Source organism: Pseudomonas sp. 18175 (genome assembly GCF_050432925.1).
Classification (GTDB): domain Bacteria; phylum Pseudomonadota; class Gammaproteobacteria; order Pseudomonadales; family Pseudomonadaceae; genus Aquipseudomonas.
The window spans coordinates 63,584-84,887 of the sequence record NZ_JBKFTO010000017.1; the positions used below are offsets into that span (position 1 = coordinate 63,584).

General features: G+C 58.6%; 16 protein-coding genes. 9 read left to right on the plus strand and 7 right to left on the minus strand.

Annotated elements, in window-relative coordinates; translation table 11 throughout:
* Positions 1-120: 120 nt before the first annotated feature.
* On the minus strand, positions 121-1,206 hold the full coding sequence (sfnG, locus tag ACLD1Y_RS21825; protein WP_429479882.1) for a dimethylsulfone monooxygenase SfnG: 1,086 nt from the start codon (positions 1,204-1,206) through the stop codon (positions 121-123).
* 255 nt (positions 1,207-1,461) lie between these two features.
* Here sfnG and ACLD1Y_RS21830 point away from each other — a divergent pair, with 255 nt between their 5' ends.
* On the plus strand, positions 1,462-2,700 hold the full coding sequence (locus ACLD1Y_RS21830) for an acyl-CoA dehydrogenase family protein (RefSeq protein ID WP_429479883.1): 1,239 nt from the start codon (positions 1,462-1,464) through the stop codon (positions 2,698-2,700).
* A 126-nt stretch (positions 2,701-2,826) separates the two neighbouring features.
* Here ACLD1Y_RS21830 and ACLD1Y_RS21835 read toward each other — a convergent pair whose 3' ends face one another.
* Complete coding sequence (locus ACLD1Y_RS21835) at positions 2,827-3,612, minus strand: sulfite exporter TauE/SafE family protein (protein WP_429479884.1); 786 nt, start codon at positions 3,610-3,612, stop codon at positions 2,827-2,829.
* Between the two features lie 193 nt (positions 3,613-3,805).
* On the opposite strand from ACLD1Y_RS21835, the gene ACLD1Y_RS21840 reads away from it, so the two are divergent.
* The 3 genes from ACLD1Y_RS21840 to ACLD1Y_RS21850 are packed head-to-tail and all read left to right on the plus strand — an operon-like array spanning position 3,806 to position 5,546.
* Positions 3,806-4,321 carry a DUF3455 domain-containing protein gene (locus ACLD1Y_RS21840; protein ID WP_429479885.1) on the plus strand — a complete coding sequence of 172 codons (516 nt, stop codon included), beginning with the start codon at positions 3,806-3,808 and terminating at the stop codon, positions 4,319-4,321.
* Positions 4,322-4,362: 41 nt separating this feature from the next.
* A complete protein-coding gene (locus ACLD1Y_RS21845; protein WP_429479886.1) occupies positions 4,363-4,881 on the plus strand; it encodes a sigma-70 family RNA polymerase sigma factor in 519 nt (172 codons plus the stop codon).
* Entirely contained in the window at positions 4,878-5,546 is a 669-nt protein-coding gene (locus ACLD1Y_RS21850; RefSeq protein WP_429479887.1) for an anti-sigma factor, read from the plus strand. Before ACLD1Y_RS21845 ends, ACLD1Y_RS21850 begins: the two co-directional genes overlap by 4 nt.
* Here the strand turns inward: ACLD1Y_RS21850 and ACLD1Y_RS21855 are convergent, their stop codons facing one another.
* Both ACLD1Y_RS21855 and ACLD1Y_RS21860 read right to left on the minus strand, forming a co-directional pair.
* The gene (locus tag ACLD1Y_RS21855; RefSeq protein WP_429479888.1) at positions 5,547-6,848 is read right to left on the minus strand and encodes an ATP-binding protein; all 1,302 of its coding nucleotides are present in this window, start codon (positions 6,846-6,848) and stop codon (positions 5,547-5,549) included. It lies immediately after the preceding gene.
* A 3-nt stretch (positions 6,849-6,851) separates the two neighbouring features.
* Entirely contained in the window at positions 6,852-7,553 is a 702-nt protein-coding gene (locus tag ACLD1Y_RS21860) for a response regulator (protein ID WP_429479889.1), read from the minus strand.
* Positions 7,554-7,892: 339 nt separating this feature from the next.
* Between ACLD1Y_RS21860 and ACLD1Y_RS21865 the strand changes: the two genes are divergently transcribed.
* The 5 genes from ACLD1Y_RS21865 (at position 7,893) to ACLD1Y_RS21885 (ending at position 14,485) form a co-directional block, all read left to right on the plus strand.
* Entirely contained in the window at positions 7,893-9,017 is a 1,125-nt protein-coding gene (locus ACLD1Y_RS21865; RefSeq protein ID WP_429479890.1) for an efflux RND transporter periplasmic adaptor subunit, read from the plus strand.
* Positions 9,018-9,023: 6 nt separating this feature from the next.
* Entirely contained in the window at positions 9,024-12,116 is a 3,093-nt protein-coding gene (locus ACLD1Y_RS21870; RefSeq protein ID WP_429479891.1) for a multidrug efflux RND transporter permease subunit, read from the plus strand.
* Between the two features lie 167 nt (positions 12,117-12,283).
* Positions 12,284-12,925 carry a DUF1345 domain-containing protein gene (locus ACLD1Y_RS21875; RefSeq protein ID WP_429479892.1) on the plus strand — a complete coding sequence of 214 codons (642 nt, stop codon included), beginning with the start codon at positions 12,284-12,286 and terminating at the stop codon, positions 12,923-12,925.
* 153 nt (positions 12,926-13,078) lie between these two features.
* The gene (locus ACLD1Y_RS21880) at positions 13,079-13,876 is read left to right on the plus strand and encodes a hypothetical protein (RefSeq protein ID WP_429479893.1); all 798 of its coding nucleotides are present in this window, start codon (positions 13,079-13,081) and stop codon (positions 13,874-13,876) included.
* Between the two features lie 93 nt (positions 13,877-13,969).
* Positions 13,970-14,485 carry a hypothetical protein gene (locus ACLD1Y_RS21885; protein WP_429479894.1) on the plus strand — a complete coding sequence of 172 codons (516 nt, stop codon included), beginning with the start codon at positions 13,970-13,972 and terminating at the stop codon, positions 14,483-14,485.
* 77 nt (positions 14,486-14,562) lie between these two features.
* Here ACLD1Y_RS21885 and ACLD1Y_RS21890 read toward each other — a convergent pair whose 3' ends face one another.
* The 3 genes from ACLD1Y_RS21890 to ACLD1Y_RS21900 all read right to left on the minus strand — a co-directional run bounded on the left by ACLD1Y_RS21890 (position 14,563) and on the right by ACLD1Y_RS21900 (position 21,091).
* On the minus strand, positions 14,563-16,830 hold the full coding sequence (locus tag ACLD1Y_RS21890) for an autotransporter outer membrane beta-barrel domain-containing protein (RefSeq protein WP_429479895.1): 2,268 nt from the start codon (positions 16,828-16,830) through the stop codon (positions 14,563-14,565).
* 252 nt (positions 16,831-17,082) lie between these two features.
* Positions 17,083-19,065, minus strand: coding sequence for a hypothetical protein (locus ACLD1Y_RS21895; protein ID WP_429479896.1), 1,983 nt, complete (start codon positions 19,063-19,065; stop codon positions 17,083-17,085).
* Between the two features lie 142 nt (positions 19,066-19,207).
* Positions 19,208-21,091: a hypothetical protein gene (locus ACLD1Y_RS21900; RefSeq protein ID WP_429479897.1), complete on the minus strand. Its 1,884-nt coding sequence runs from the start codon at positions 21,089-21,091 to the stop codon at positions 19,208-19,210.
* Positions 21,092-21,304: the final 213 nt, after the last annotated feature.

The following is a 21,304-nucleotide window of genomic DNA, read 5'->3' on the forward strand; positions in this document are numbered from 1 at the left end:
CGAAGCCGCCCTAAACCCAGGCACCTCGGTATCACTGAAACACCGCGGCGGCCTTGTTGGGGCGGCTTCGCCACCCAACGCGGGGCAAGCCCGCTCACTACAAATCGCGTAAAGCGTCGATCACGCCACCTGCTTGATCCCAGCCTTGGCTTCCAGCTCACGTACCAGCGGCAACACGCGCTTGCCGAAGTACTCCACTTCTTCCTGAAAGTGCAGGAAACCCGCCAGCACCAAATCCACGCCCACGGCCTTGAGCGCGACAATGCGCTCGGCGATCTGCTGTGGCGTGCCGATCAGGTTGGTCTTGAAGCCATCGTTGTACTGCACAAGGTCTTCAAAGCTGGACTTGGCCCAGTTGCCCTCACCTTCGGGTGAAGCCTTGCCCGCTTGCTTGGCCGCATCGCCAAACGCGTTTACCGCTTCCGGGTCGGCCTTGTCGATGATTTCGGAGAGCACAGCGCGGGCTTCTTCTTCGGTATCACGGGCGATCACAAAGGCATTCACGCCGACCTTGACCGAATGGTTATTCGCCGCCGCCTTGGCGCGAATATCATCGACCTGGGCCTTGATGCCTTCCGGGGTGTTGCCGTTGGTGAAGTACCAATCGGAGACCCGCGCTGCCATGTCCCGTGCGGCCCGCGAGCTGCCGCCCTGGAATACTTCGGGCTGGCCGATGGGCTTGGGTTTGAGGGTGTAGTTGTTGAAGCGGTAGAAGTCGCCCTTGAAGGTGAAATCGTCCTGGGTCCAGATACCTTTGAGGGCGCGGATGAATTCTTCTGAGCGGCGATAGCGCTCGTCGTGTTCCAGCCAGTGCTCGCCGATGGCCTGGAACTCGCCCTTGAACCAGCCGCTGACGATATTGACCGCGATGCGGCCATTGGTGAGCTGGTCGATGGTCGCCAGTTGCTTGGCTGCCAGCGCCGGCTGCCAAGGGCCGGGGAGGATCGCGGCGATCACTTTGAGTGTGGTGGTGGCCGCCAGCAACGCGTGGCTGAACGCCACGGACTCATGCTGGTTCTCGGCGCCGTAGCCGGCAGTGAAGCGGATCTGGGTGAGGCCATATTCGAAGCCGGCGGCTTCTGCCAGTTGCGCCAGTTTGCGGTTGTAGTCGATGCCCCAGTCGGTACGCTGCTCGATCTTGCTGACCACCAGCCCACCACTGACGTTGGGCACCCAATAGGCAAATTTCACAGGCTGCTGACTCATCGGAGGTTACCTCGCACGTAGGAATGTACTGAGGGCTTGAGCATCAAGTGTGCCAGCCGGGGCAAACACCCGCGCCAGGGAGGTTTGGGCACGCCGGGCGCGCTCGTGTAGATGTCGCAGATTGCGCTGGTTTGTCAATCAGCTGTTGCCAGGGCAACAGTGGCTGCACCCATCGCCCAGTAAACACGGGCTGCGGTACCCGGCATGGAGTGTGCAATAGCCCAAGGCATTGATCACTGCCCAGGAGCCTTGCCCATGACCGAACACCACGTCATCAACCCATTGTCCACCGGCGTCGACTACCCCACCCTGGCCGCGCGCTTCCGACCGATTTTCCAGCGCATCGCCGAGGGCGCGGTGCAGCGCGAGCAAACCCGCACCCTGCCCCATGAACCGATCCAGTGGCTCAAGGAGGCGGGCTTTGGCGCGGTGCGGGTACCGGTGGAATACGGCGGCGGCGGCGCGTCTCTGCCCCAGTTGTTTGAATTGCTGATTGAACTGGCCGAAGCCGACTCCAACGTGCCCCAGGCCTTGCGTGGACATTTCGCTTTTGCCGAAGACCGCTTGAATGCGCCGCCGAGTGCCGGGCGCGACCTGTGGTTCAAGCGCTTTGTCGAAGGCGATATCGTCGGCTGCGCCTGGACCGAGATCGGCAACGTGGCCATCGGTGATGTGGTCACCCAGGTCAGCCCGGACGGCGACAACTGGAAGCTCAACGGTGAAAAGTTCTACAGCACCGGCAGCATTTTCGCCGACTGGATCGACGTCTACGCCCAACGCAGCGACACCGGTGGCGACGTGATCGCGGCGACCCGCGCCCGCCAGCCTGGGGTGGTGCACAGCGACGACTGGGACGGCTTTGGCCAGCGCACCACCGGCAGCGGCACCTCGCGGTTTACCGATGCGGTGGTGGAAGCGGACAACGTGATCGACTTCGCCACCCGCTTCAAATACCAAACCGCGTTCTATCAGCTGGTGCTACTGGCCAGCCTCGCCGGTATCGGCCGCGCCGCGCTGCGCGATGTGGCCCATCAGGTGCGTAGCCGCAAGCGCATCTACAGCCATGGCAATGCGCCTCACGTCAGCCAGGATGCGCAGATCCAGCAGGTGGTCGGCGAAGTCGCCGCGTTGGTGTATGCCGCCGAAGCCAGCGCCTTGAAGGCCACCGTACCGGCGCAACGGGCCTATATCGCTCGGTTTGGCGGGGATGATGCGGTGGAGCGCGAAGCCAACGTCGCCGCCGAGATCGAGTCGGCCACGGCGCAGGTAGTGGTGTCGGAACTGATCCAGCGGGCGACCAGCGAGTTGTTCAATGCGCTGGGGGCGTCGGATGTGCGCCAGGGCAAATCCCTGGATCGGCATTGGCGTAATGCGCGGACGGTGTCTTCCCATAACCCGGCGATCTACAAGTCGCGGATTGTTGGGGATTGGGTGATCAACGGGGCAGAACCGCCGTTTGTGTGGCAGATTGGCAATGGCCCGGTGAAAACGTAAGGCCGGTCGCGGTTCAAAATGTGGGAGCGGGCTTGCTCGCGAAGGCGGTGTATCAGTGCCAGATTCATTGACTGACACTGCGCCTTCGCGAGCAAGCCCGCTCCCACATTTGAACGGTGTACACCTTTAGAACGCGAGTTTGTAACCGATCGCCATCAGCATGATCGCCAAACACGGACGCAATACGCCATCCGGCAGTTTGCCGGTCATATGGCTGCCGATATAAATCCCCGGCAACGAACCCATCAGCAAAAAGCCCAACAAGTGCCAGTCCATATTGCCCATGCTGGCGTGGCCCAGGCCCGCTACCAGGGTCAGGGGTACGGCGTGGGCGATTTCGGTGCCCACCAGGCGGCGGGTGGCCAGGAATGGATAGAGGATAAACAGCGCCACGGTGCCCAAGGCGCCAGCGCCGATGGAGGTGAGTGCGACCATGGTGCCCAGCACCGCGCCGGTGACCACCGTCAGCGCGTTGAGGTTGCGCGGGCTCATGTGGTAGTCGTCACCGGCATGGCGTTGGGCAAACGCCAACAGGCTTTTCTTGAACAGGATCGCCAGGGCCGTCAGCAGCAGCACCACGCCAAGGGCTTGCTTGATCACCGCGTTCATGGCGCTGGGGTCGGTGTGCAGGCTGGCGAGGAACCACAGGGTCAGCAGCACGGCGGGCACGCTGCCCAGGGTCAGCCAGCCGGTGATCGTCCAGTCGATGTTCTTGTTCTTGCTGTGCACCAGTACACCACCCGACTTGGTGATGGCGGCGTACAACAAGTCAGTGCCCACGGCGGTCGCCGGGTTGATGCCGAACCACAACAGGATCGGCGTCATCAACGAGCCCCCGCCCACGCCGGTCATGCCCACGATAAAACCAACGATCAGGCCAGCCACCACGAAACCAACATTACCCACATCCATTACTGCTACCTGCGGCCTTATAAATTTCTGGCGGCAGGATAGCGATTTTTCTTATAACGACTTATATCAATATGATCTGACTTTAGATCTTTTTGTTTCTCAGAAAATTTATTTGCCTTCGCTGCATCCATTTCCAATGCCCATGGGTAGTACCTGCAGCACCCCTGCTGTTCTACCCAATGGAGAAACACCCATGAACGCTAAAGCATTGCTCTGCCTGGCCACGCTGCTCGCCGCTCCCGCTGTGTTCGCCCAAGCCGTGCCCGACAGCATCAAGGTGCCGGACGGCCACAAGGTGGCGCTGGAAACCACCGGCGTCGGTGAAATCACCTACGAATGCCGTGACAAGGCCAACGCCGCCGGCCAGGTCGAGTGGACCTTTGTCGGCCCCAAGGCTGTGTTGAAGGACCGTAGCGGCAAGCAAGTGGGCACCTACTTCGGCCCGCCCGCCACTTGGCAGGCCCAGGACGGTTCGAAAATCACCGGCACGCAATTGGCCGTGGCGCCGTCGAGCCCGGGCAACCTGCCCTATCAGTTGGTCAAGGCCAACCCGGCCGAAGGCAAGGGCGCGATGAGCGGCGTGAGCTATGTCCAGCGGGTCGCGCTCAAGGGTGGCGTTGCGCCGAGCAGCGAATGCACGACCGCCAACAAGGGCAAGCAGGAAGTGGTGAAGTACCAGGCGGACTACATCTTCTGGGCGGCCAATTGAGCAAAGTCGGCTACGCTGCCTGAGGATGCTGTCTTTGGGGTATGTGCGTGTTTGACTACGAAGCCTGTCTACTGGCCTGCGCCCGTGGCGATCAACGGGCGCTGCGCCGTTTATACGAGCAAGAAAGCAGCCACCTGCTCGGCGTGGCGATGCGTATCACCCGGGACAAGGCCATGGCCGAAGACATCGTGCATGACGCGTTCTTGAAGATCTGGCGCGGTGCCGCAAGTTTTGACCCCAGTCGCGGCTCGGCCCGTGGCTGGGTGTTCAGCGTAACCCGGCACTTGGCGCTTAACGTGGTGCGTAACCAGTACCGCGAAGTGCCGTTGGACGACCAACACGAGCACGTCACCACCGATTCGTTTGAATTCAGTAAACGCACCGGCAAGGTCCACACCTGCCTGGAGCAACTCGACCCGGCCCGTCGCACCTGCATCCTGCATGCTTATGTCGACGGATATTCCCACAGCGAAATCGCGTTGAAACTGGGCGCGCCTTTGGGCACTGTCAAAGCCTGGATCAAACGCAGCCTCGCCGCGCTGCGGGAGTGCATGGCATGAGCGACCCACTCGACGAACTCGCCAGCGAATACGTACTGGGCACCCTACCCGCCGAGCAGCGCGCCGAGGTGGAACAACGCCTCACGCACGATGCACCGTTGCGCGCCGCAGTGGACGCCTGGGAGCATCGCCTGTTGCCGCTGACAGCGCTGGCCGAACCCGTGCCGCCCTCCGCGCAGCTATGGCGGCGCATCGAACGTAACACTGCAAGTACCCCAACGCCCTGGTGGGACCTGCTGGCGCTATGGCGAGGCCTGGCTAGCGCTGGGCTGGTGGCGTCATTGGCATTGGCTGCGCTGTTGTTGACGCGCCCGCCCACCACAGCCCCGACCTTTGTGGTAGTGCTCGTGGCGCCGCAAAGCCAAGCGCCGGGTTGGGTGATCCAGGCCAGCAACCACAAGAAAATCCAGTTGATCCCCTTGGGGGTGATGGAAGTACCGGCCGACAAGGCCCTGCAATTCTGGACCAAGGGCGATGGCTGGCAAGCGCCGGTGTCCTTGGGGCTGGTCAAGCCGGGACAGACGCTGTCGGTGCCGCTGGACCAGTTGCCGCCACTCACGCCTAACCAACTGTTCGAACTCACGCTGGAAGACCCAAGTGGCTCCCCCACCGGCAGACCCACTGGGCCAATCCAGGCTATCGGCCGTGCGGTCAAGGTGCTCTGATCAGCCGATGCTGGGCAGCCACACCCGGAACCGCGCCCCGCCCAACGGCGACGCCAGAGCGGTCAGTGTCCCGCCCTGGGCCGCCAGGGCGCGGCGGCTGATTGCCAGGCCCAGGCCGAAGCCGCCGGTGGCGCGATCACGGCTGCGGTCGAGGCGGTAGAACGGCTCGAAAATACGTTCACGCTGGTCCAGCGGAATGCCGATGCCGTCATCGTCTACCCAGATTTCGCAGCCGTGCGCGCCGACCTGGACGCCCACCTGAATGCGCTTGTCGCAGTACCGCGTGGCATTGCGCAGCAGGTTTTGCAAGGCGCGGGCCGTGAGGCGCGGGTCGAGACTGAAACGTTCGACGCTGCAATCAAGCGCCACATCGATGACGATCTCGGGGTTTTCCAGTTCGTCGTCGACGCTGCCCAGCACGCTGTCAATAAATTCATCGAGCACCACCTCCACCCGCTCCGGCAGTTGCGCCGGGTTTTGCAGGCGGCTGTAGGACAACAGTTCCAGCACCAGTTCATCCAACTCACGGATATGCGCCACCAGGCTTTGCAGGCGCTCGCGGCTGGCGGGCGGCAAGTCTTCGGAGAGCGCCAGGGCCAGGCCGAAATCCAGGCGCGTCAGGGGTGTGCGCAACTCATGGGACACCGCGTTGAGCAGGTCGCGCTGTTGGTTGAGCAGGTGTTCGATATCGCTGGCCATGGTGTCGAACACCGAGGCCAGGCTGCCGATATTGGAGCTGGGTGGAATCTGCGTGCGTTCGCTCAGGTTGCCCTTGCCCAGTTGCGCGGCGGTACTCTTAAGCCGTTCGAGGTCACGCCAATGGGGCCGCAGCCAAATCAGCAGGCAAGCCAGCAGCGCGGCGCCGATCAGCACGTTCATCGACCAGTACAGCAGGTTCATGTCCAACGGGTCTGGGGGGATGATCAACTTGACCACGAACTGGTCATTGATCGGCGAGCTGATGTCTTCTGCCCAGCCCCACTCTCCCAGGCGAATCACCGGTTTGCCCTGGGCCAGCAGTTGTTCCTCTTGCGGCGTGTAGCTGGCGTCCTGGCGCAGCAGCAATTGCACTTTGAGCGGGGCAAAATCCTGGCTCAATTGCTCGGTCACCTGTGACCAGCGCTCCACCGGCGCCCGCTGGTACTGCTTGACGATCAGCTTTTGCATACCCCGTGATTGCTCGACGTTGTAGTCGAGATAGCGGTGTTCAAACAGCTGGATCACCAGCTTGGGGATCAGGAAAATCGCCGCACTGTAAGTGACGATGGTGATCAGGTAGAGGCGCAGCAGTACACGAAACATCGATCAGCATTCCCACTCGGAACGGCTGAACAAGTAGCCCTTGCCCCACACCGTCTTGATCTTGCGCGCTTCACCGGCGTTGTCATCGAACTTGCGGCGCAGCTTGGAAATGGCCACATCCACCGAGCGGTCGGTGCCGTTGAACTCGATACCGCGCAAACGCTGCAAGATCTGGTCGCGGCTGAGCACTTCGCCCGCATGCCGCGCCAGCACCACCAGCAGGTTGTATTCACCACTGGACAACTCCACGGCCTGGCCGCGCCAGGTCACGGTGCGCTCCGACAGATCGATGCACAGGTTGCCCATCAGAATCTGGTCGTTGGCCACCTGGGGTTCGGACAAGCTGCTGCGGCGCAACAAGGTGCGCACACGGGCCAGCAATACGCGGGGTTCGCAGGGTTTGGTCACATAGTCGTCGGCACCCATTTCCAGGCCCAGCACCTGGTCGTGGCTGTCGTCGCGGGCGGTCAGCATCAGGATCGGCAGGCAAGCCGAATCGGCACGCAACAAGCGGCACACTTGCAGGCCGTCGAGGCCCGGCAGCATCAGGTCGAGGATCACCAGGTCGGGCGGGTTGGCCCGTGCCCGTTCACGCACGTGGTCGCCACGGCTGAGCACGCTGACGTGGTAGCCATTGCGCTCCAGGTAGCTGGCAATCAGCTCGGAAAGTGCGGCGTCGTCTTCCACCAGGAGGATGTTGGGCATGAAGGTGTTTCCAAAAAAATACAGGTAGGGGTCATACGCAAATCCCATGTGGGAGCGGGCTTTTGTGGTGAGGGAGCTTGCTCCCGCTGGGGTGCGTAGCGCCCCAAAAAAGCCGGCTCCAGCTTCGCTGTCGAACGGGAGCAAGCTCCCTCGCCACAGCAAGCCCGCTCCCACATTGGATCTTTTGGATCTTTGGTGTTTGCGAGTTTTTTGTAAGGATATACATCCTCGGCGCACTATGCGCCGCACCTTACATTTCTTCACACACCACCAACACAGCTTCACAGCACCACGACGCAGGTGTCTCTAGGATGCGTCAGTCATTATTGGGATATGAGCATGTCGAAGAATCTGTTTGCGCCGTTTTGCCTGCTGGCCCTGACATTTGCCCTCAGTGGCTGCGACAGATCGGCCACCCAGGCGCCGGATGCGCCCCTGGCCAAAGTCCGTGTCGAAACCCTGCAAGCCAAGCCTTTGTCTATCAACAGCGAGTTGAGCGGGCGCATTGCCGCGCCGCGCATCGCCGAGGTGCGCGCACGGGTGGCGGGCGTGGTGATGCAACGGGTATTCAAGGAAGGCCACGACGTCAAACAGGGCGACGTGCTGTTCCGTATCGACCCGGCCCCTTTCAAGGCCGACCTGGACAGTGCCCAGGCCAACCTGAGCAAGGCCGAGGCCAATGCGTTCCAGGCGCGCCTGCAAGCACAGCGCTACAGCCAATTGGTGGAAGACAAGGCCATCAGCGGCCAGGACTACGACAACGCCCGCGCCGCCGTGCGCCAGACCAACGCCGAAGTCGCCGCCAACAAAGCCGCTGTCGAACGCGCCAAGCTGAGCCTGGGCTACGCCACCGTTACGGCGCCGATCTCCGGGCGCATCGGCCGGGCGTTGGTGACCGAGGGCGCATTGGTGGGCCTGAATGAAGCCACGCCGCTGGCGATCATCCAGCAACTGGACCCCATCCATGCCGACCTCACCCAGTCCACCCGTGAACTCAACGACCTGCGTCGCGCCTTCCGTGCCGGCAGCTTGAAACAGGTGGGCCAGGACCAGGCCAAGGCCACCTTGATCCAGGACGATGGCAGCCTGTACCCGCTGCCGGGCAAGCTGCTGTTCGCCGAGATCAGCGTTGACCCCGGCACCGGCCAGATCATCCTGCGCAGCGAATTCCCCAACCCCGACCTCGACCTGCTGCCCGGCAGCTTCGTGCGGGTGCGCCTGGAACAGGCCGTCGACAAGCAGGGCATCAGCGTGCCGCAGCGCGCCATCACCCGTGACAGCGCTGGCATCCCCATGGTGTTGCTGCTCGACGCCGAACAGACCGTGAGCCTGCAGCCCGTAGAGCTGGGCGCGGTGATCGAAGACCGCTGGGTGGTCAGCAGTGGCCTCAAGGCCGGTGACCGCATTGTCGTCGAAGGCCTGCAACATGCGCGCCCCGGTGAAAAAGTCCAGGTAGAGGAATAACCCGCCATGCCGCAGTTCTTTATCAACCGCCCGATCTTCGCCTGGGTGGTGGCCCTGTTCATCCTACTGGCCGGCGCGCTAGCGATACCGCAGTTGCCGGTGGCCCAGTACCCGAACGTCGCACCGCCTAAAGTCGAGATCTACGCGGTGTACCCCGGTGCCTCGGCGCAAACCCTGGACGAAAGCGTGGTCAGCCTGATCGAGCAGGAGCTCAACGGCGCCGATCACCTCTTGTATTTCGAGTCCCAAAGCAGCCTGGGTTCGGCCACCATCACCGCCACCTTCCAACCGGGCACCGACCCGGAAATGGCCCAGGTAGACGTGCAAAACCGCCTCAAGGCCGTGGAGCCGCGCCTGCCCCAAGCGGTGACCCAGCAAGGCTTGCAGGTGGAAAAAGTCTCCGCCGGTTTCCTGCTGCTGGTCACCCTCACTTCCAGCGACGGCAAGCTGGATGACGTAGCGCTCAGTGACTACCTGGCGCGCAACGTAATGAACGAGCTCAAGCGCCTGGACGGCGTGGGCAAGGCGCAGCTGTATGGCGCCGAACGGGCGATGCGCATCTGGATCGACCCGCAGAAGCTGATCGGCTTCAACCTCACGCCCGCCGACGTGAACGCTGCCATCAGCGCGCAGAATGCCCAGGTGTCGGCCGGTAGCATCGGTGATTTGCCGGGCACCAAGACCCAGGAAATCACTGCGGCGATCCTGGTCAAGGGCCAGCTCTCCACTCCAGCGGAGTTTGCCGATATCGTGCTCAAAGCCAACCCGGACGGCTCTACCGTACGTATCGGCGATGTGGCACGGGTAGAAATCGGCAGCCAGGAATACCAGTTCTCCACGCGCCTGAACGGCAAGCCCTCCACCGCCGTCAGCGTGCAGTTGGCGCCGGGCGCGAACGCCTTGAACACCGCCACCCTGGTGCGGGCGAAGATGGACGAGCTGTCGCGCTACTTCCCGGCCAATGTGGAATACAAGATCCCCTACGACACCTCGCCGTTCGTGAAGGTCTCGATCACCAAAGTGGTCTACACCCTGCTCGAAGCCATGGCGCTGGTGTTTGCGGTGATGTTCCTGTTCCTGCAGAACGTGCGCTACACGCTGATCCCTACGCTGGTGGTGCCGATTGCGTTGATGGGCACCTTTGCCACCATGTTGCTGCTGGGTTTCTCGATCAACGTGCTGACCATGTTCGGCATGGTGCTGGCCATCGGCATCCTGGTGGACGATGCGATTGTGGTGGTGGAGAACGTCGAGCGCATCATGGCCACCGAAGGCCTGTCACCCAAGGACGCGACGAAAAAAGCCATGGGCCAGATCACTGGCGCTATCGTCGGTATCACCCTGGTGCTGGTGGCGGTATTCCTGCCGATGGCGTTCATGCCGGGCTCGGTGGGGGTGATCTACCAGCAGTTCTCGCTGTCGATGGCGACTTCGATTCTGTTCTCGGCGTTCCTGGCCCTGACCTTGACCCCAGCCCTGTGCGCCACCTTGCTCAAGCCCATCGCCAAGGATGATCACCACGCCAAAGGCGGGTTCTTCGGCTGGTTCAACAAACGCTTCGAAAAGCTCACCGACCGGTACGAAGGCTGGGTGGCCTATGCCCTCAAGCGCAGCGTCCGCTACCTGTTGATCTATGCCGTGCTGCTAGTGGGCCTGGGGTTGATGTTTACGCGCCTGCCCTCCTCGTTCCTGCCGGTGGAAGACCAGGGCTACACCATCACCGATATCCAACTGCCGCCCGGCGCGAGCAAGAACCGCACGGTACAGGTGGCCGAGCAGATCGAGGCGCATAACGCCGGTGAACCGGGGGTGGGCGATACCACCATGATCATGGGGTTCAGCTTCTCGGGTTCGGGGCAGAACGCGGCGCTGGCGTTTACCACGCTCAAGGACTGGTCGGAACGCGGTAGCGATGATTCAGCGGCGTCGATTGCCGACCGCGCCAACATGGCCTTCAGCGAGCTCAAGGATGCGATTGCCTATGCGATCCTGCCGCCGCCAGTCGATGGCCTGGGCACCTCCAGTGGTTTCGAATTCCGCCTGCAAGACCGCGGTGGCGTCGGCCACGCCGCACTGATGGCGGCGCGTACCCAACTGCTGTCTGCCGCCGAAAAAAGCCCGATCCTGGCCAACGTGCGCGAAAGTGCCTTGGCCGAAGCACCCCAAGTGCAGTTGGAGGTGGACCGCAAGCAGGCCAACGCACTGGGCGTGTCCTTCACGGATGTGGGCAACGTGCTGTCTTCGGCGATTGGCTCGGCGTATATCAACGACTTCCCCAACCAGGGCCGCATGCAGCGGGTGGTGGTGCAGGCCGAAGGCGACCAACGCAGCCAGGTAGCGGACTTGATGAAGATCAACGTGCGCAACAACGCCGGCAAAATGGTACCGCTGTCGGCCTTCGTCGAAGCCAAGTGGACCCAAGGCCCGGCGCAGTTGACGCGTTATAACGGCTACCCGGCCATTGCCATCAGTGGCGAGGCCGCGCCAGGCCACAGCACGGGCGAAGCGATGAACGAGATCCAGCGCCTGGTCAACGAACTCCCGGCCGGGCTGGGCCAGGAATGGACCGGTTTATCGTTGCAGGAGCGCTTGTCCGGCGCCCAGGCGCCGATGCTGCTGGGCCTGTCGCTGCTGATCGTGTTCCTGTGCCTGGCGGCGCTGTATGAAAGCTGGTCGATCCCGACCTCGGTGCTGCTGGTGGTGCCGTTGGGTGTGCTCGGCGCGGTATTGGCCGTGACCTTGCGCGGCATGCCCAATGATGTGTTCTTCAAGGTCGGCTTGATCACCATCATTGGCCTGTCAGCGAAGAACGCGATTCTGATCATCGAGTTCGCCAAGGACCTGTATGACCAGGGCGAAGACCTGATCAGCGCCACCTTAAAGGCCGCGCGGCTGCGCTTGCGGCCGATCATCATGACCTCGCTGGCGTTCATTCTCGGTGTGGTGCCGCTGGCGATTGCCACCGGGGCCAGTTCGGCGAGCCAGCAGGCAATTGGTACGGGCGTGATTGGCGGGATGATCACCGCGACGCTGGCGGTGGTGTTTGTGCCAGTGTTCTTTGTGGTGGTGATGAAGTTGGTCAAAAAGAGCCCACGGTAAACTCGGTTCAACATGTGGGAGCGGGCTTGCTCGCGAATGCAGTGTGTCAGTCACTAGAGAGGTTGAATGATGCACCGCTTTCGCGAGCAAGCCCGCTCCCACAGGGGTTATTGGTTGTACTCGGGATCAGGTACAGTCTGCTGACACCTAGCCAGCCGTGAGCCACCATGCCGTTCCTAGCCCGCACCCACCCTCGCCTCTCAGCCGCTGCCGTGCTCGGCATTGCCATAGGCCTGCTGGCACCGGCCGACACCGTCGTGAGCAAAATCCTCATCGGCTGGAACGCAGGCGTGTGGACCTACCTAATCTTGATGTTATGGCTCACCCGTCGCGCCAAGGCCGAGGACGTCAAGCGCATCGCCGAGATCGAAGACGAAAACGCCGGGCTGGTGCTGTTCACCGTGTGCATCGCCGCTATCGCGAGCCTGGCCACCATCACCTTCGAACTGGTAGGCAGCAAAGACCTGGCCACCCCCGAGCGCCTGATGCACTACGGCTTCACCGGCCTGACGGTGATCGGCTCATGGTTGCTGATCGGGGTAATTTTCAGCGTGCACTACGCCCGCCTGTATTACACCTGGGACGGCAAAGAGCCTGCGCTGCGCTTTGCCGAAGGGTTGTTGACGCCCAACTATTGGGACTTCCTGTACTTCTCGTTCACCATCGGCGTGGCCGTGCAAACCTCGGATGTGGGTGTTGCAACACGGGGCATGCGCAAGGTGGTACTGGGGCAGTCGTTGATCGGTTTTTTGTTTAATACCGCGATCTTGGGCTTCTCGATCAATATTGCGGCGGGCCTGTTTGGCTAGGGTTGTCGGGGTCGACCTGACTGAGTCCGTGGGCATGAGTCACGAACGATTCCGACGAATGGAACGAGCAACCTGTTAGTTCTGACAGTTGTCATTAAGCCGTATCTGGCGCGCAATGGACGTACCCAAAAGTTGCGTCGCCGGAGATAGACCATGTCCGCTAAAACTGCCCTGACAAAAAACCTCCTACAGAACGGGAGTTTCAATGACGGTGGAAAATACTGGGATACGCTAGGCAATGTGGACTACACCAGACAATCCTGCCGGGTTATCACAGGGCAAGCCTCTCAACGTGTCAACGTCACACCGCTGGTTCCTTACAACCTGCGTCTTTGGACTCAGGTGCTGTTCAAGGGCCGCGGCGAACTGCTTATCCGACCAAACCCTCCTTCCACAGATGTACGTATCCCGTTGGATAGTTTTCATGTGTGGACCCCGCAAGACATCCGGTACATACCACCAGTAAGCACGGTGATAATCACCATTGCGGTGATCGGCACTGAGGGCGAGGTGTTTACCGATGAAATGCATCTATCGCAGGAAGGATCAACACCGGGTCAACCGGAGCTGATAAATAATGGAGATTTTTCGTCGTTCAACGCCAACTGGGACAGCACCGGTTCACCTGCTGGCTCTGGAGTTCACTTCGACGGCCTAACGTTTACAGCCACCTTAGGCGGTCGGGCGGCCCAAAACGTTAGCGTCAACGCCAACCAGACCTACGTGTTCTCCGTGCGATCACGATGCATATACATCGGGGCGGTCGGTCGCATTGAGTTTCAACTGCTGCCAAGCGGTACGCTACCCACGATTACTGTGACAAATCCAGACTGGGCGCTCGAATCGCGTGACTTGGCTATGCCAAATGGAACCACGGGATGCCGCGTGACGCTCATCGGTGACAGCGGAGAGATCCATTTCGACGATGTCTCAATGAAATTGAAAGTTTGATCCAACACAACCAAGCCCCTCCTCGTGGTTGTCCAGGCCAAGCACCAATGCCTTGCACGGGACCTGCAACACCTAGCCCAAGGAGACACTCCAATGACATTAGTTCTGCAACGCCCCAAAAAAACAAAGCCACGTGTCGCCGTTCAGTATCTAAAGGGCGAAGTGAGTTCGGTAGATTTTACGGCCAAGGTATTTTCAAGCGAGCTGAAAAACGGCAAATGGCGGTTGGCCGGGAGCTACATTGAAACTCTGGAAACCACTGACAAGGTTCAACGCGACAGACCCAAAAGCAATAAAAAATGCGAGTGCGAAGTGCAAGACCATACGGGCATTTTCACTCAGGTAGTCACTTACAAGATTCAACTCGATATACCCGAAAAATACCTGAAAGGCGTGTACAAACTGGAAGACCATCCGGACATTCACATCAGTTACTCCACCACTCACCTGGAAGATCCCCTTCTTAAATATATTGGAGGGGGCCTGCTCGATTTGGTTGTGGTTGATCCTGCCAATGGTCATATACAGGGTGCGATCAAGGATGGAATCACGCTGGAAGACGGTGATGGAAGGGTGCTATTAATTCACGCTTTGTTCAGCTTTGGATGAATGCGAGTGATGTAAGGCCATGGCCCAAAAAACAAAAAGGAAGCACAAGCTTCCTTTTTGTTTACCTCAAGAACGTGTTACCAGGAATAACGCACCCCAACGTTCATGCCCCAAGGCTGATCCACATGCTTACCTTTGCTGTGCTCGAAATCGGCATGTAATTGCAGGTTTTGTGACAGCGACACTGCCACCCCCGCGCCCAATTCGACACGCGAACCTGACAGATCGTTGTTAAACACATGGCCATTGACCTTGGCTTTGTTGTCCTTGGCAAATTCATGGGCCACTGCCGTGCGCAAGTAAGGCTGAACGATGCTGCCATCGTCCATAACGAAATCACGCCCCACCGTCACGCCCAACTTGCCCAGCACCGACTGTGTGTTCTGACCCTTGGCTTGCAGGCCATTGTCCAGCTTGTAGTCCTTGCCCTTGACGACGACCGTAGAGGCTTGGGCAAACGGCTCGACAAAGAACTCATTGTCCAACTTGATATTGCGGCCGACTTCCACAGATGCGCCGATGCCGTTAGTACCGTAGTTACCTTTGGCCTGTGCACCATCACTCAAGCCGACCTTGGAGTCGTTCTCAAAGCGGTTGGCTTTCACTACACCGTCAAAGTAGTAACCACTGGCGTCATCCATCCAGGTGGCATAAAGGCCTGCGTAGTAGCTCTTGACCGTGCCGGAAGTGCCACGGCTCACGTCCAGGTCCGAGTTGCTATGCCCCGCCAGGACGCCCACCAGCCATTGGCTGTCTTCACTCAGCGGCGCGTCCGCCCCCAGGGAGAAACCGCGCTGGGTCTGTTTGAACCCCACGCCATTGGCGTCAGACACCGAGTATTTGTTGCCGTAACTGCGAACCCAACCACCGGCTTGGGCACCATTGTGACGCAATTCCCCCATACGGCTGCGCAACGAGGTCATCTCGCCGTACCACACGGTCGGCGCAGTGTTGAACAATGCCAGCACCGAACGCGTACCTGGGCTAATGGTGCGAGCACTCGGGTCCAGGAACCAATCGTTGCCATCCTGCTTGAGCCCATAGGACCACGCGCCAATGTCCACGGCGCCGCCGACCAGGGAAAACTCTGCGTCACCACCACCGGTATGCACAATGTGCACATCACCTGGGGACACCGGCTCCAAGCCACTGCTGGCCACCAACAAGCTGTGTTGCCCCGTGGCGTCGCCCGCTATGCTCAAGAAATCATTCAGGCCAGCGGCAAAATCCGCGCCCATCGCAAACGTGCCATTGCCACTCAAGGTGTCCAGGTTCAACTGGTAGAACGCGTCGGCCTCACCAAACTTCACTGTACCGCCCGCCAGATCCAGCGCGCCGACCAGGCTGTTACCGGTCAGGTTCCAGAACGAGTGATCACCAATGCTGAGGCTGTCGACGTTCAGCAGAGTGCCTGTGAGCGAGGCACTGTTCTGCAAACTCAGGTTGGCACTGCTACCCGCTTCGACGAACACATTGCCATTGAGGTGGCTGTTGTTGACGCTCATGTTCGCTGTCGCACCGCCCGTGACTTCAAGCAGGTTTCCGTTGCCGCCAATCAACTGCGAACCGTTGTTAACTTCGATGGTTGCAGTTGGAATACGACCCGGCGCCCCGGCAACCAAAATAGCTGCCCCCGTCTTGCCTTCAACCCTCGACTGGTCCAATGCCAGCACCCCATCACCGGTACTGCCCGCCGCACGAGCGATGCGCACACCGTTCTGCTCGCCAATCAGCGTACTACGCAGGGCAAAGGCCGACCCGCCGAGCAAGTAAACCCCGTTACTCCCAGTAGCAGTGCCCTGTACCTCAGTGTCATTTAAATACAGTTCACCTAGCTGTGTTACAGAGGCCCCGGCCTCGGCCCCAATGATCGTACTGTTGAAAACATGGGCAATCGAACCTGTCGGGTTTGACGTGAAACGGTTGAGTGCCAGGCCAACAGATTGAGTGTTTTCAATATGACTGCTGGTAATGACTGCCTCACTGTTCGTCAGCTCGAACGCTGCCTGGTGGGCATTATCGCTTTTTACTGTGGCGTTACTTACGGCCACCTTGGAGCCTCCCTGAGCAGCGATCGCCCCGATCATACTGCCGTCATTGACGTTCAATTGTGCACCCGCGCTTCGAATAGCACCGGTGGTTGCACCATTGACAGTCAACGCAGAGTCTTGCAGGAGGGCCCAGTCCTTTACCGCCTCGCCGGCTTCAATGGTTTTAGACTCGCCAGGTCCGACAACTTCCGGCAGAGCGTGGCTTTGTGCCGCCATCGCCAACAGCAGGCCCAGCGAAGGAATTTTAATGGCGACACTTAATGGTGAAAGTTTAAAAAAATGCTTGATGGACATGCTGTAACACTCGCTTTGACTAATATGCCTGAATCAATGGCATGGCTCGTTCCCAAGGAGTGGAGCCAGACCTGTAGAGGCCGCGAGGTTATAGTTGGAGGGGGTAAGCGTAAGTAGGATAAATCCTAAGATCACAATCGAAATATAGGCTTGCCGACAAGGAAAAAGGATGCCGGAAACCATTCCGACATCCTTCCAATACACTGCATGGTGTACCCGCACATGGGGCTGAAGGCTAGCGATCTACAGGCACTAGGGCACACCCGAGTTATCGCAGGCGTTATTGGAGGTGAACATTCTGACCGCAACCACTGCTGGTATAGAGCGCGCCCACGTGCCCCCGACATTGACAGAGTACCGTAGCCAACAGGACATATACGGAGCAAGTTGACCCGTAAGCGGTTTCAAGAACGGAACATACGGACCGTATTTGAATACAAAGCCATTTGCCGCCGTCGTCGCATCCAGCGTGATGGTCTCGGATCCTGCAGTGCCGGTAATTGCAGGTAGCGCGCCGTCCAACCCGTTAGCGCCATAGAACTCGATAAGCACATCTACGTCAGGTGCAAAAAAGTTGTCATTTTTAGGAATTCTTACCTCTAGATATCTGTCAGCCCATGGCGCAGGTGGGCCGCCCCTGATGGAGAGACAATTGACCAGCGTAAAAGGCGCGATGGGAAAGCTCGTGGTATTCAGAAATTCAGCTTTGTCCATGACAAATTCAATCGCATCGTCGAACTCTACCGAGGTCGGCAGCGAAATATTATGGTTATTGGACCCCGGTTCCCTGATGGTATAGAAGAGGTTGTGATCGCCATTGCCCAGCCTGGCTAGCTCAGTTTTATTCAGATTGACTACTATGTCAGCCTCAGGCGCTTCACTCGTAAGGGTAAAGGTCCCGACCAATATGGATGTGCTCCCCAGCCACACCTCCATGATGTCATTCATACGCGGGGACGGGTTCCGCCACAACTTGATAAGTGCTTGTATAGGGCCCGCATCATCGAAGTCATCTTTGTTCAAGTAATCAAGTGTCGGTGCCGACACGGGACCCCGTACCTGCAACAGATTGAGCTTGCTGTTCGGTTGGCCCGGTATGACTGGCGGATCGCCAGGCGCCCACAAGTTCACATCGATAGGAGTGTCGGTCGCCGGGAAATCGGAGCCACCACCGCGAATAATCTCGTAGGTAGTCGGGGTGGTAACCGTCACGCTACTCGGGCCGAACTCATCGAGAATCTTCTGGTCATCCAACGTCACTTCAAAAGGGAATACGCCGCTGAGCGTCTCGGGACCTTGGATCTGGCTACCCCAGTGAACCCTGTACTGATCACTAGGCTGAAATGCATAAAATGGAATCGCCACCTTGACATGGGCTTGAAATTCAGGAACGTCAATCAGCCCGTCCGGGGTAAGCTCCCGAATGATTAACGGGTCGAGCGTCAAGCCGGAGCTGCGTTTGAGTATCCGGCCCTCGGTCCGCGAAAGCAGACTGGGGTTACCAGCGGAATCAATCAACTTAAAGACAAAATAAAGAATACCGTCCTTCACATTCGGGTCTGCGAAAAACGTATTGGGAATATCAATCGACATCCCCGGTTGCAGAAAGGGTACGGTGTTAATGGGGGCTACGTTGTCGGCAGGGTTCTCGGGTGTCCACCAATAACTAATCATGGCACCGGGTTCCCAGAGAGGGTCAGGGGGTATAACAAATTCAAACTCTGGGGTCATATCAATTATAGTCTGGGTGATAATGGTTCCTGTTGTAGGGATAACACTAGGAAATCCGGCAATCGGAGGTCTAATTGAACTGCCTGGTCCTTGGTAGGGGCCGTAAAGGTCGATATCAGCCTCGGCCTCTTCCGAAAAGTCGGTGTAGTCTCCCACCGTTCCATTTCTTACAGCGTACCTCAGTCCAAATAGTCCGTGACTGAGCACCGTCATTGGGATCAGAATTTCGAGGGTGGGTGTCGTAACCGGGTTCGCAAAATGTTCCTGCCACAGTAACGTCCAAACAGGTATGCCGACAGGACTCACCCAGACATAGAGGTTATCGCCGAAAAAAGGCGCATCCCAAACATCGATTTGAACCCTCAAACCGCCATGTTGGTCCAACGCCGGACGCCAAATTTTCCCGTCCCGACCATTGAGCGCGTCGAGATACACAGGTGCATCTAGCTGCGGATTCGCGGGCCAATCTGCCTTCACCGCGGCCTTGCTCTTTTTAATGGGCATTTCATTTCTCCTTGCCTGGTTGACGCGGCTTAAAGAACGACGTTATAGCAACACCCACTACGTGGCGTTATAGGCACCCGGCATTACACAACTCAACGCAGATCGTGCGCCGCACATGTTTACGGTATCGTTTCAGATCCACTTAAGACTTTTCTGGGCCAATACCACCTGGGCCGCAATAGACGGTCGGGTTACTTGCATAACGACGGTCAAACTTTAAATAACGAGGCCGTTTTGAAGCCCCGACAAGTACCCCGCCCCTCCAAACATTAAATTCAGCAGCACCGCCTGCCTCGTTTTTCAATGGCTGGGTGTTAGGTTCATAAGGAATGGTAAGTATATGAAAGCCCACTTGTTGATCAGTATCACTCCAGTTCTCTATGAACACACCGACCGTTTCCGGTATAACGCTGCCACCGGCAAACTCTGTAGTGCCAACCCACTTCAAACGCAGTTCATCCCCAGGTTTTATCGCAGGATGCTTATTGATACGTATCCGTACCCCTTCCCAAATGGGAGGGTCACTCTGGCAATTGAACCAACCGTCATCCGTATCCGGCGCTTCCGGAGGGTCGAAAGACTCCGGCGCTGCGATATTGATATTGACACTCTGATGGGGCGCCAGTTGATCGTTGACGCCATTATGGGTTCGGTAATACACGGGAAACTGCGGATCAACCAGCGTTTGTTCTACCACAGTCCAGGGCACCAACGGGAATGTAACGGGTTCTCCGGCTTTATCTTCAGCCTTTATCCAATAGGTAACCACCGGGTCCTCCAGAGCGCCCCAATACAGCCCTATCCAGTGCCCGACTGCGTACCCGGCGTCTAAAACAAGTGTGACCGTTACCGCTTTACCAGAATCTCTGTAATCCAAATGGTTGGCTTGGTCGGAACCGGCTCCCCGCACTTCTACCTGTGCCAATGTTGCGTTAAACTCCGCCGGCGCCTGGGCGTGATCCTTACCAGCAATTGAATAGTCGGCGGTCACCCGAAGCGTGGGTGACGATGGCCCGGTATTACTTCCCGCACGATGAATCGAATACGTAACCGGAAAGTTATTTTGCAAGTACCCCTTAGCAATCAATTCCGGCCAATGTATGTGCACCAGTTTTGGCAAGTCATCGACCGGGACTTTGTCCAGCAAAATACCATTCCAACTGACTACCGCATCGTCCGTATCCTCATGGTTAAAATAGGGGTTTATTTGAAGCATCACCCCTTCACGCGCATCCTGGCGGTCAATCAAGTTATCAAACGCATAAGCAGCTACATAAGGAAGCTGCAACCCTACTGGCGGCGCTTTTAGATCTATGAGCACTTCAGTGTATCGGGAGTAATCAAGTCGCCAGTTACCGGCGCGATCGCCCAAGGAGTAACGAATGCCACGGAAGCCATTTTCCAACTGACGAAACACCTCTACTGGCACTGGAATAATAATCGGACCGCTGTCTGAAGTCAGCGTATAAGTAAAAACAGGCTCATGAGGATTGGCACTGGAGCTGCTCAATAAAAAGACCCGAACCTCATCAAACTTTTGGCGGTCAACATAGAGGGTTATTTTAAGGTCTACTGTTTCGTGCTCACTCAAGTAGTCCTCGGTGATGCCGTGCAGTTCAACCTCTTCAGGCAGGTCGGCGGCTAGCATCGGGTTAGTACCACCCGGTGGCGTCCAGTCCACCGTGAATGTGGTTTTGTAGGGGGAATGTTCAATGCCCCCTGGCCCCTCAATGTAATAGGTCAGGTCATAGGAGCCATTGATACGAAGCCAGTTACCCGTTATGTACGTGGACAAAGGGAACTGATCAGCTGTGACTGGACCAGTCAGAGTAATAGGGTCCAGGGGATAGGGCGTCTCGGGCCCGTGAGGGTCGATGGTGTAATGAACTATATCCGTAAAATGCTCGCCAGCAGGCGCGGCCCAGATTTTCTTGAGCCGCACCTCAATAGGGTCGTACAAATACTTGGTTGGAATAAGCCCCATAGGATCGTCTGGGAAAGCGTGTTTAACCTCGGCAGCGGGCAAGGGGTCTCCAGGGGCGCGTCTGCGGGAACGAGCTTCATCGCGTATTCTGAAATTTGCCATGGTTCACTCCACATGCAAGGTCACGATAGGGACGTTGACTGACAGCCTTTAAAGCCTTCTGGGACAAATTAAACGCTTGAACCCGCCACCTGAATACTGTCAGAACTCACAGGTAGATCTATCCATTCATCGGAATTACGCAGGTCCACTTCT